This window comes from Paraburkholderia dioscoreae (genome assembly GCF_902459535.1).
In the GTDB taxonomy this organism is placed as follows: domain Bacteria; phylum Pseudomonadota; class Gammaproteobacteria; order Burkholderiales; family Burkholderiaceae; genus Paraburkholderia; species Paraburkholderia dioscoreae.
Genome location: NZ_LR699554.1, coordinates 3262530 through 3274502 on the forward strand (window position 1 = coordinate 3262530; position 11973 = coordinate 3274502).

Consider the following 11973-nt stretch of genomic DNA (forward strand, 5'->3'; position numbering starts at 1 on the left):
CGCTCAACCTCTCACTTTCAACACGGCGTCGGCAATCTGCCGGGCCGAAGGGATGTACATGTCTTCGAGCACGCCGGCAAACGGCGTGGGCGTATGCGGCGCGGTCACCATTTCGATCGGCGCCTTCAGCGAGTGAAATGCGCGTTGGGCGATCAGCGCCGAGATGTCCGTGGCCATCGAGCAGCGTGGATTCGCTTCGTCCACTACCACGACACGGCCCGTGCGGTTGGCGCTTTCGAGAATGGTGTCTTCGTCGAGCGGCGACGTGGTGCGCAGATCGATCACCTCGACTTCGATACCGTCTTTCGCGAGCTTTTCCGCGGCTTCCGTGGCGTAATGCACCATGCGGCCGTACGTGACGATCGTGGCGTCGTCGCCGTCACGCACGACGTTCGCCTCGCCGAACGGAATCGCATACGACTCTTCGGGCACGTCGCCTTCGCGGCTGTAGAGCAGCTTGTGTTCGCAAAAAATCACCGGGTCGTTGTCGCGGATCGCCTGGATCAACAGGCCTTTCGCGTCGTACGGTGTGGAGGGGCACACCACTTTCAGGCCCGGTATGTGAGTAAACAGCGAGGTCAGCATCTGCGAGTGCTGTGCGGCCGCGCGCAAGCCGGCGCCCTGCATGGCGCGAATCACGACTGGCGTCACCGCCTTGCCGCCGAACATATAGCGGAACTTGGCGGCCTGATTGAATATCTGGTCGAAGCACACGCCCATGAAGTCGATGAACATCAACTCCGCCACCGGCCGCATGCCGCACGCGGCCGCGCCCACCGCCGCGCCGATATAACCACCCTCGGAGAGCGGCGTATCGAGCACGCGGCCCGGATACTTGTGAAACAGGCCCTTCGTGACGCCGAGTACGCCGCCCCACGCGTCCTGCTCGCCTGGGGAGCCTGCGCCGCCCGCGTTGTCCTCGCCCATTACGATGACGGTTTCATCGCGGGCCATTTCCTGACTCAGTGCTTCGTTGATTGCCTGAGAAAATGTGATCTTGCGTGCCATGTCTGTCTCCTGTTGACCGGCGTGAGCGCCTCGCGCTGACTTCGGTCCCTGCAAGTTTGCGAATCGTTCAGGTCTGCGGCGCGCGCGTTACGGATAGGACACGTAGACGTCGCTCAGCAGGTCTTCGGCAGTCGGCAGCGGAGCGGCCTTGGCTTCGGTCACGGCGGTGTCGATCAAGGTCTTCACTTCCGCATCCACGCCGCGCAATTGATCCGCGCTGAGCATGCCCGCCCGCACCACGCGCTCTTCGAAACGCTTCAGGCAATCTTTCTCGTCGCGCAGCTTCTGCACTTCTCCCGGTGCACGATAGGTTTGCGCATCGCCTTCGAAGTGGCCGAAATAGCGCGAGAATTTCACTTCGACGAGCGTCGGTCCGCCGCCGTGACGCGCCCGCTCGATCGCCTCGCCGAGCGCTTCGTGCACCGCGAAGAAATCGAAACCGTCCACGATCACACCCGGCATGCCGAAGCCGCTCGCGCGATCCGCGATGTTGTCGGTCGCGACGGACCACGTCGAAGAAGTCGCTTCGGCGTAGCCGTTGTTCTCCGCCACGAAAATCGCAGGCAGCCGCCACACCGAAGCCAGGTTCATCGATTCGAAAATCACGCCCTGATTCGAGGCTCCGTCGCCGAAGAAACACACGCCCACGCCACCCGACTTCTTGTACTTCGCCGCCAACGCCGCGCCGCAAATCAGCGGACCACCCGCGCCGACAATGCCGTTCGCGCCGAGCATGCCCTTCGACAGGTCGGCGATATGCATCGAGCCGCCCTTGCCGTGGCAGACGCCGGTCTTGCGGCCGTAGATTTCGGCCATCATGCCGCGCACGTCGACGCCTTTGGCGATGCAGTGGCCGTGGCCGCGGTGCGTGGTCGCCACGTAGTCCGCGTCGTTCAGATGCAGCATCGTGCCGACCGCCGACGCTTCCTCGCCCGCATACAGGTGCACGAAGCCGGGTATTTCGCCGGTCGCGAATTCGACGTGCAGGCGCTCCTCGAACTCACGGATCGTGCGCATCATGCGATACGCCTTCAGCAGTTCGTCCTTGCTCAACTCTGTTGAAACCGACATGGTGTGTCTCCTTGGAATAAATACACTGCTTGCCTACAACCTACGTTTGATGCGCAACTACATTTGCCACTTCACGAACCAGTTGCCGCGACGCCGAATAGCGCAGCGTGCGTTCGACGTCGACGGTGAGCGGTCCGTCCCAATCCAGCGAGATTTCGTACTGGTCGCCGCGCTCCAGTTCTATTTCGCGCTCGCCGTCGAAGGCCAGCGTGCCGTGTTCGGCATCGAGCGGTGTCCAGCCGCCGACTTCGAAACGCTCGCAGGTACGCATCAAGACCCGCTCGACGCGGCCCGGCGCAATCGGCGCGACGAGCGGAACACCGGATTCGCCGGGTCGTGCAAAGCGCAGATGCAGTCCGTGCGAGGCCGTGCGCTCCACGGGTGCCCACGCGCCGCCGATCGACGACAGGCCGATGCCGTCGGGCAACGCGAAGGTGAGAAAGAGCGTGTCGATATCGGCCGGGTCGGATACGGCGCGGGCGCCGACGAAGCGCTGCCGGCTCACGCAAACGTCCACCAGCGCGATCTCTTCGCGGCCCCGGTTCGGACCGGCGATACAGCGCACCACAAGGCGCTTGTTACGCGTGAACGCCACGTCTGGCGGCACGGCGCCAGACGCGGCCAGCGCACCCGCGAGGCCTGCGACGGTCGCCTCGCGCAGATCGGGAAACGCGTTATTGGTGCCGGTCGACAAAGTCAGCAACGGCACCCTGCCGCAATGAGCGGCGACCGCGCGATGCGTGCCGTCGCCGCCCAGTACCGCGATCAGTTCGACGCCGGCCTGCAGCATCGCGGCGACACCCGCATGCGTATCGGCGGCGCTATCGGTGATCGGTTGATCGATGAAATCGACCGTGGGCCAGCGTTGCTGCGAGGCGACCGCTGCATGGGTATCGAGTGCACGCAGCAGCAGTGCGGCGACGCCGGTCCGGTCGCGCAAGGTCAGCACGCGATCCACGCCGAGCACGCCCAGTCCCGCCAACAAGCGTACGACCATGTTGGCCTTCTCGGCAGTCGGAAACACGGACGCGTAACTGGTGAGACGGCGAATGTCGCGACCCGACGCGGGGTTCGCAATCACGCCGACGGTGATGGGCGATGGCACCTGGCTTGTCTCCTGTCCGCGTCTTGCGCGGCCTCATATCGGGCGCGCCGTGTTCGGGCGACGGCGCTTTTGTCATGAGCAGGACACTGCAAGGGGTATGCCAATTTCACGAGGCAAACGCAGGACAACGCGAAAGTACCTTGTTTAAAGGGTTTTTCGCGTAAAGAGCGTTGCCGTGCACGCCGCTTACCCCGTGCGCTGCAATGGGCAGCGCGTCTCAAGCGCACGGTATGGGACGTTCGGCGTCATGCATCGACTTCGGAAGGCATCGTGCAAACCCACGCGCCGCCTGCATCGAAGCGATGTGAGATGACGTCTCAACCGGTGATGAGACAAACGTCTCACGCGTCTCGCGTGCTGCATTGCAATGTGATTGATCCAACGGGATGTGCTACAAGAACAGCCTGACCTCACTGTGTGTCGCTCGACTGGAGCCGACCATGCCCTACGTTTCGCAAAACCAGCACATTGAACGCGTGAGAGGCGCCATTGAAGGACGGCTTCCGGCGCCCGCCGATTCCACGCGCCTCGTATCGTCGTGGCAGCGCTCGTTCGAACAATACCGGCTCGATCCCGGCGCGGTGATCGGCCCACGCGTTCTTACGTCTGCTGAATTGCGCGAAGTGCAGGGCAAGGAGGAAGCTTTCCTGCGTGCGTCGGGCCAGTGCCTGACCCGCCTGCACGACATGATTCGCGTCGCCGACTATTGCGTGATGCTCACGGACGCACACGGCGTGACGATCGATTACCGGATCGAACGCGAACGCCGCGGCGATTTCAAGCATGCGGGGCTGTATATCGGCTCATGCTGGTCGGAACGGGAAGAAGGCACATGTGGCGTGGCAAACGTGCTGACCGACCTCGCGCCGATCACTGTGCACAAGACCGATCACTTCCGCGCCGCCTTCACGACCTTGACCTGCAGCGCCGCACCGATTTTCGCGCCGACCGGCGAAATGATCGGCGTGCTCGACGCCTCCGCCGTGCGCTCGCCGGATAACCGCGACAGTCAGCGGCTCGTGTTTCAACTGGTGCGCCAGAGCGCCGGCCTGATCGAAGACGGCTATTTCCTCAATCAAACCGCGCAGCATTGGATTCTGTTCGGCCATTCGAGCCGTAACTTCGTCGAAGCGCAACCCGAGGTACTGATCGCGTTCGACGAATGCGGCAATCTGGTCGCCGCCAATCGCAAGGCGCGCGAATGCATTCCGGCGTTGAACGGTCCGCGCCACATCGACGATATCTTCGACACGGCCGACGTGCATCTGCACGACGTCGCGCGTACCGATGCGATTGTCTGCTTGCGCCTGCGCGCGACGGGTGCCACTTTGTATGCGCGCATTCGTGCGCCGCTCAAACGCATTTCACGCGCAGCAAACCGCACGGCGGCCGGTGCCGGCCCGCAATCGCACAACGAGACTCAGGACGGTCTGCATGTCGGCGCCTTGAGCCGCTTTCTGAAAAGCGCCGACTCACGCATCGCGCACAACGCGTCTGTGGCGCTGCGCATTATCGGCAAACGGCTGCCGATACTGATCCTCGGCGAGACCGGCGTCGGCAAGGAAGTCTTCGCGCACGCAGTGCACGATTCCGGCGCGAGGCGTACACGGCCATTTATTGCGGTGAATTGCGGCGCGATTCCCGAATCGCTGATCGAGAGCGAACTGTTCGGCTATGCGCCCGGCGCTTTTACCGGCGCACGCAGTCGCGGGGCTCGCGGCAAGATCGCACAGGCGCATACCGGCACGCTGTTTCTCGACGAAATAGGCGATATGCCGCTCAATCTGCAAACGCGGCTGCTGCGCGTGCTGGCGGAAGGCGAAGTCGTGCCGCTCGGTGGCGATGCGCCCGTGCGTGTCGATATCGACGTGATCTGCGCCACGCACCGTGATCTCGCGCAGATGGTAGCCGAAGGATCGTTCCGCGAGGATCTCTACTACCGGTTGAGCGGCGCCAGCTTGCCAATGCCGCCGCTGCGCGAGCGCGCGGATATCGGCGACGTGATCGCGGCCGTGTTCGAAGAAGAAGCGCAAATGGCCGGCCACGTTCTCACGCTCGACCCGCGCCTTGCCGAACGCCTCATGGCCTTCGCATGGCCGGGCAACATTCGCCAGTTGCGCAACGTACTGCGCTACGCGTGTGCGATGTGCGATTCCGCGCGCGTGGAATTGCGGCATATTGCGCCCGACGTCATCGCATTGCTGGAACCCGGAGGCGCGGGCAATCGCGCGTTGACTTCGGCATTCGCGTGGCAAGACCCACGCGACGAGCGTGCGCGTATCGTTGAAGCGCTGACGCGGCATCAGTGGCGGCCCAACGCGGCCGCGCAATCATTGGGGATTTCGCGCGCGACCTTATACCGGCGTATCGCGAAGCTGGGCATCGTCGGACCGCACCGCTGCTAGATGTTTTCCCCTACGGCTGCGGGCGCTCCGTAGGCACTCCTTACACGACACGCGACGCTACCGGCCGGCCTTGATTCAAATCAAGCCGATTATGCGTTTCCGCATGAATATCCCCATTGCCCATCGTGTCCGAACGACACCGTCCATTTCAGATCAAGACCGGAAGCGGCAACGAGGCCGCGCCACGAACGACGTCCGACCGCGTAGATCACTCCGTGCTGGCATGGGACTTGCCTGTTGTAACACCCGCACGACCCCGGCAAAACGACCGCGGCTGATCAGGAGGAGACAATGCGCGATGAGGTCTGTCACGCCGTAACGCCAATGGCAGTACGTGAGCCTGGCTGGCTCACACCGTCGATTCAGAAATCCCATGAGCGCTCCGAGACATTCGGCTTGAGCGCTTCAATGCGGCCGGACTATGACGTATTGCCCGCCGCCGAACTCTCGTTGAAGCTGGAACAAAGCCGTGTGCTGTGCGCGCATGCCACGCCGGTCATGGAAACGCTGCATGAGCAAATCGTCAACACGCACAGCATGATCGTGCTGACCGACGCCGAAGGCCTGGTCCTTCATTCGATCGGCGACGATGACTTTCTGCGGCGGGCCGAGAAAGTCGCGCTGCGTCCGGGCGCGAACTGGGCCGAGGACCGCCAGGGCACGAACGCAATCGGCACGGCGCTGGCGGAGCGCTCCCCCACCGCTGTTCATGGCGAGCAGCACTATCTGGCGGCCAATCGCTTTCTGACCTGCTCCAGTGTGCCGATCCTCGATCCGTACGGCGATCTGATCGGCGTGCTCGACGTCACCGGCGACTATCGCAGCTATCACCAGCACACCATGGCGCTGGCGAAAATGTCGGTGCAGATGATCGAGAATCATCTGTTTACCAACACCTTTCGCGAGACCTTGCAAATCGCCTTTCACGGCCGCCCTGAATTTCTCGGCACGCTGATGGAAGGCATCGTCGCGTTCACCTGCGACGGTCGTTTCCTGTCCGCCAATCGCAGTGCGCAATTCCAGCTGGGCATGCCGCTCGCCGGCCTGCGCGCGCATACGCTGCCGTCGTTATTCGGCCTCACCAGCGCGCAACTGATCGACCGGTTGCGAGTCAGCCAGGCCCGGCATTTATCGCTGAACCTGCACAATGGGTCGGTGGTCTGTGCGCACGTCGAATTCCGGCGTGCCGCGCGCGCCGATGAAAGCTGGCCGTCACAGGAACGCCGCGATCCACGCACGGCACACCGCATGGAACCGCCGGCACCAGCCGCGAGTGCGTTGTCGAAGCTCAGCTATCTCGATACGGGCGACCCGCAGATCGCGGCAGTCATCGGCAGAGTCCGCAAAGTAATCGGCAAGGACATTCCGATCCTGATCACCGGCGAGACCGGCACCGGTAAGGAACTCCTCGCGCAAGCGATTCATAACGACTCACCGCGACGCTCCGGCGCGTTTGTCGCGGTCAATTGCGCGTCGATACCGGAATCGCTGATCGAATCCGAGTTGTTCGGCTACGAGGAAGGCGCGTTCACCGGCGCGCGGCGCAAAGGTGCCAGCGGCAAGCTGCTGCAAGCCAATGGCGGCACGCTGTTTCTCGACGAAATCGGCGACATGCCTTATCCGTTGCAGGTGCGGCTGCTGCGCGTGCTGCAGGAACGCCTGGTCAATCCGCTTGGCTCGTCGAAATCGATACCGGTCGATATCGCGATCATCTGCGCGACCCATCGCGACCTGCGCGAAATGATCGCCCAGAACCGGTTTCGCGAGGATCTGTACTACCGCCTGAATGGCATGGTGGTGAAACTGCCGCCGCTGCGCGAGCGCACGGATCTGTCCGCCGTCATCCACAAGATGCTGCAATGCGCGTCTTCCGAAAACGCTGAAGGGCAGCGCCTGAGCGTCGCCCCGGACGTGATGACGCTGTTCGAGCAGTGCGCGTGGCCGGGCAACTTCAGGCAACTCGGCAATCTCCTGCGCACGGCTGCTGCGATGGTCGACGCGGACGGCCAGATTCGCCGCGAGCATTTGCCCGATGACTTTTTCGACGGCTTGCGCACCACCACAGCGGCGTGCGCGGGCAACGCCGACACGCTGCCGCTGCCAAGCGGGCGTCTCGAAGACGTTGCCGCGAGCGTCATTGCTCAAGCCGTTGCGCAGCATGGCGGCAACGTGTCAGCCGCCGCCCGCGCGCTCGGCATCTCGCGCAACACGATCTATAGAAAGCTGCCGTCGCATGGCTTGAGCGACACGGAAGACGCGGCCTGACTCGCAGATGTCACAAGTGCTCCAAATTGCAACAGTGCTGTGGCTGAATTGAACAGGTGTTCCGCGCTCTGCGCGAGCGCGGAATACGGAACTTAGTGGAGCGCCCGCTCTCCCCTTTTATTTCATGTCTATTCGTGATGCTAATCATTTAGCTAAACCCGAATGTCTTCGAAGTATGCTTTTATGCACCCGGCACAGACTTTGCATTAATCAGCTCGACCGCTTGACTCACGCGGTTCCTCAATCAAATGTCGTACTCAAGGAGACAGTCATGCAATGGACCACCCCCGCTTATTCCGACCTGCGTTTCGGTTTTGAAATCACGATGTATATCGCCAATCGCTGAAGCAACGATAAAACGCCGCACGCCTCTCGCCGTATATGAGTGCGCGTGACGGCGCCTGGCGCACGGGACTCGAAGTCACGCTCAGCCAGTTCAGAACACCCGACGCGATCGAAAAGGCCTCCCGTATGAATGCCCCGCACCACGACTACGACGCCAGTCTTCGGCCATGTCTGCGCACGATGTTCCGCCTGCAGTGGGAAGACGTTCAGGATGCGTACGTGCTGCTGTATCCCGAAGGCATGGTCAAGCTTAATCCGAGCGCGGGAGAAATTCTCACGCGCTGCGACGGGACACGCGAACTGGACGACATCATCGGTGAACTGGAAGATCTGTTCAGCGCGTCCGATCTCGCCGCCGACGTGTACCGTTTCATCGACCATGCGCGGCAACGCGGCTGGCTGGATTGACGTGACTGCTGCGGCCGGCGATTCTGGCAAGCGCCCGTCGGCGCGGCCGAGGCAGATGTCGAAGCTCACTTACCGCTGCGCATTCTGCTAGAACCTCGTCGACTTCAACCGATACGACCCGGCGCTTCCTGTGAATGACTGGGGATTGCCGGGCCGTCGTGTTTCATCGCGGCCAACTAGATGAAGGAAGATGCCGGGGCTATTGCGGCGTGCGCGCGTTGAGCGGCGTCGTGGATGCCTTGGCGTTATCGTCGGTCAGTTTGATGCTGCTCGCGCTATAGCCGTTGGAATACAGCAGGAAAGCCATGATGTCCGCATACTCCTGCGGTTTCATCTTGCCCGGGCGGTCGGCCGGCATATTGTTCGCCATGTATCCATATACCCCGCCGATGGTCAGCTTTGCATTGGCCGCCGGCGCAAAAGCCGGTCCGCGCAACGCCGGCGCATTGAGACCCTGCAGATCGGGACCGTGGCATTTCGCACACGAACTCGAGTACAGCGTTTTGCCGTGCGCGACCTGAGTGCGGTCAAAGCCCGGCGCGTCGGCGGCTGTGCTCGCATCGACCTTGATGAAGCGACCCGGCTGCGAAGCGTGTCCGGATGCCAATGTCATGCGCCACGTCGCACTGCCACGGCCGGGGCCATCGCGATAGGCAAATGCGGGCGCGGATGAACTGCCGGCCTGAGCCGCTTCCGGGAGAATCCAGTGGCGGGACAACGCCACCAGGCGCCCGTCCGCTGCCATCTTTTCAAGCGCGGCGTCGATCCGCGGCTGCAATGCCGCTCCGTTCTTCCCGAACGCGAACACCAGTTGCCAGTCGGCATACGGCGAGGCGGCATTGACAATCCGGAAGTGACTCTCGGGATGTTTGATCGTATAGGCCACGACCGCCGGATACCAGACGATCGCGCGTTGCGCATGCCCGCTCGCCACGGCATCGACCGTCAGTTCCGCAGTGTTCTCCAGATCGAGCCTGACGTTCGGCTGCTGCACGGCAATCAGTTGCGCAGGGCTCGCATAAGTTGCAGCAACCACGTCGTTCCCGGCAGAGGGCGTGGACGATTCACGCGTGGTGATGCTGACATAGCCGGAGCGCAGATAGCCGCGCGAGAAAGTCAGTTTGCTGCCGGAGCCATCTGCAACCGTCGAACGCGGAAAGCCGGCGATCACATCGCATTTTCGCGCCAGCGCCGCGTTGAGTTCCTTCAGCGAAACGCCGTCGTCGTCACCACTGTCGAATCCGCCAGGAGCGAGTGACAGCGCGATCCCGGCCGTGCGAAACGCTTCGCGTGTGACCGCTTCGTCGAGCGCGGTCGAAGGGCTGCCGGGAAACGTGCACACGCGCACACCTGCGCTGGCGAGTCCCGGTGCAAGTGCGGCGGTGGCCAGCAGGACGCCGGCGATAGCGAACCCATTGAGTCGAGTCTTCATGATCCTGTTTCCAGAAAAGGCCGGACCGTCACGACCGGATGGCTGCACCCGCGCGGGCGTAGCCAGGTTGTCGTGACAGCCGCGTGGATATCAGCCGTGGTTGAGCGCAAACACGTACAACGTGCCGCCGCGTGGAACCTTCTCCGCCGCCTTCGCCATCGGGCCGCCCCAGATCGGATTCGCGCCGCCGTAGCCCGCGAGAATGGCGACATACTCCTTGCCGTCGACCTCGAACACCGAAGGTTGAGCGACGATCCCGCTTGCCAGCTTCGGGCTCTGCCACAACACCTTGCCGGTCGTTTCATCGAATGCGTACAGGTGGCCGTCGAGCGAGCCGCTAAAGGCAAGACCACCGGCCGTGGTCGCTACGCCACCGTTCCACGGCAGCTTGCTCCAGTGGCTCCAGACTTTCTTGCCCGTGTCGACATTGATCGCCTGCAGTTCGCCATAACCCTTGCTGCCGGGTTCCGGTTTGATTTCGAAGCCCTCGCCGAGATACGGCAAGCCTTCCATGTAGTTCACCGATTTGCCTGACAGCGACATGCATGCGTGCAAAGCCGGAACGACCGCGATGTGCTTGTCCGGGTCGTATGAAACCGACCACCAGTTTTTACCGCCGAGGAAGCTCGGGCAGGTTTCGATCGTCGTGCCGGCCTTCGGGTACTTCGACGCATCCTGAATCGGCACGCCATCCGCCGTATAGCCGGTCACCGAAGTCGCCGTCACGAACGGCTTTGCATAGATCAGTTTGCCGGTGCCACGGTCGATTGCGTGGAAGAAGCCGTTGCGGTCCGCGTGAATGATGGCGTCGTACTCCTTGTCCTCATACTTGATCGTCGCGAGCACCGGCGTATTCACGCCGTCGTAGTCCCATGTGTCATGTTTCGTGTACTGGTAGTGCCATTTGAGATCGCCGGTTTTCGGATCGAGTGCGAGTAGCGAATCCGAGTAGAGGTTGTCACCCGGACGCAGATCGGCAAGCCACGGGCCAGGGTTGCCCACGCCCCAGTAAAGGGTCTTCGATGCGGCGTCGTAAGTGCCCGTCAGCCAGGCCGGCGCGCCGCCGTGTTCCTGCATGCCGTTCGGCCACGTATCTCCGCCTTTCTCGCCGGCCGCGGGCACCGTAAAGCGCTTCCATAGCACATTGCCGTCGTCTGGATTCAATGCCGCTATAAAGCCGCGCGCGCCGTATTCGCCGCCTGCGCTACCCACCACCAGTGCGCCGTCGAGCGCGAGCGGCGCCAGCGAGAACGCATAGCCGACGCCCGGCTCGAACATCTGCTTACGCCAGGCGAGCGCGCCCGTCTGCGCGTCGAGCGCGACGACGTCGCCACTCAGCATCGCGACGTAGACATTCTTACCGTACAGTGCCACACCGCGATTGATCACGTCGCAACATGCCGTCTTGAACGATTCCGCACCTAGCTTGGGTTCGAACTTCCACAACTGCTTGCCGGTTGACGCGTCGAATGCATAGACGTTGTCCTTCGGCGTGGTCACGAAGAGGTAACGTCCGTTGACGATCGGCGTGGCTTCGAAACCCTGCTGCAGATCAGCGGGAAACTTGTAGCTCCAGACCTGTTTGAGGTTCTTCACGTTCGCGGTGTCGATCTGCTTGAGCGGCGAATGCGCCTGGCCGTTGTACGTGCGGTAGTACGTGAGCCAGCCGGGGTCGCTCTGCGCAGCGGTCAAACGCTCATAGGTGACGGCTGGGTAGTCGTCGGCGGCTGCGGCCGATCCGAGTACCAGACTGACGGCAACGGCCACGCTCATTGCAAGCGCCGTGGGCCGCGTCGCCGAAGCTAAACGTGCTTTCATTCTTGTCTCCTGTTGAGTTGTCGACGCGCGGCCGTGCGGCGGCGCCTTCGTCTAGTGAACGCAGCCTGGCTGCGGGGCCATTCAAGGCAAGTCGCGTGCCATTGGCGGCAACGCCG

At 62.6% G+C, this 11973-nt stretch carries 9 protein-coding genes; 4 read left to right on the forward strand and 5 right to left on the reverse strand.

Translation table 11 applies throughout. The features are described 5' to 3' along the window. Window positions 1-3: 3 nt before the first annotated feature. The 3 genes from PDMSB3_RS34685 to PDMSB3_RS34695 form a co-directional block, all read right to left on the reverse strand. Window positions 4-1008, reverse strand: a complete 1005-nt coding sequence (locus tag PDMSB3_RS34685; protein WP_007178429.1) for an alpha-ketoacid dehydrogenase subunit beta — start codon at window positions 1006-1008, stop codon at window positions 4-6. 87 nt (window positions 1009-1095) lie between these two features. Next, entirely contained in the window at window positions 1096-2079 is a 984-nt protein-coding gene (locus PDMSB3_RS34690; protein WP_011492908.1) for a thiamine pyrophosphate-dependent dehydrogenase E1 component subunit alpha, read from the reverse strand. 40 nt (window positions 2080-2119) lie between these two features. Then, entirely contained in the window at window positions 2120-3184 is a 1065-nt protein-coding gene (locus PDMSB3_RS34695) for an ATP-NAD kinase family protein (protein ID WP_007178431.1), read from the reverse strand. 440 nt (window positions 3185-3624) lie between these two features. Here PDMSB3_RS34695 and PDMSB3_RS34700 point away from each other — a divergent pair, with 440 nt between their 5' ends. From PDMSB3_RS34700 to pqqD, 4 genes are all read left to right on the forward strand, one after another. Beyond that, window positions 3625-5589 (forward strand): sigma-54-dependent Fis family transcriptional regulator, encoded by a 1965-nt coding sequence (locus PDMSB3_RS34700; protein ID WP_165189441.1) that lies wholly within the window; start codon window positions 3625-3627, stop codon window positions 5587-5589. A gap of 291 nt (window positions 5590-5880) precedes the next feature. Further along, complete coding sequence (locus PDMSB3_RS34705) at window positions 5881-7854, forward strand: sigma-54-dependent Fis family transcriptional regulator (protein ID WP_165189444.1); 1974 nt, start codon at window positions 5881-5883, stop codon at window positions 7852-7854. A gap of 271 nt (window positions 7855-8125) precedes the next feature. Then, on the forward strand, window positions 8126-8200 hold the full coding sequence (gene pqqA, locus PDMSB3_RS34710; protein ID WP_007178434.1) for a pyrroloquinoline quinone precursor peptide PqqA: 75 nt from the start codon (window positions 8126-8128) through the stop codon (window positions 8198-8200). Window positions 8201-8325: 125 nt separating this feature from the next. Further along, window positions 8326-8607 carry a pyrroloquinoline quinone biosynthesis peptide chaperone PqqD gene (gene pqqD, locus PDMSB3_RS34715; protein WP_035517439.1) on the forward strand — a complete coding sequence of 94 codons (282 nt, stop codon included), beginning with the start codon at window positions 8326-8328 and terminating at the stop codon, window positions 8605-8607. Window positions 8608-8806: 199 nt separating this feature from the next. Here pqqD and PDMSB3_RS34720 read toward each other — a convergent pair whose 3' ends face one another. Both PDMSB3_RS34720 and PDMSB3_RS34725 read right to left on the reverse strand, forming a co-directional pair. After that, window positions 8807-10039, reverse strand: coding sequence for a c-type cytochrome (locus PDMSB3_RS34720; protein ID WP_007178436.1), 1233 nt, complete (start codon window positions 10037-10039; stop codon window positions 8807-8809). A gap of 90 nt (window positions 10040-10129) precedes the next feature. Further along, window positions 10130-11857 (reverse strand): methanol/ethanol family PQQ-dependent dehydrogenase, encoded by a 1728-nt coding sequence (locus PDMSB3_RS34725; protein WP_007178437.1) that lies wholly within the window; start codon window positions 11855-11857, stop codon window positions 10130-10132. Window positions 11858-11973: the final 116 nt, after the last annotated feature.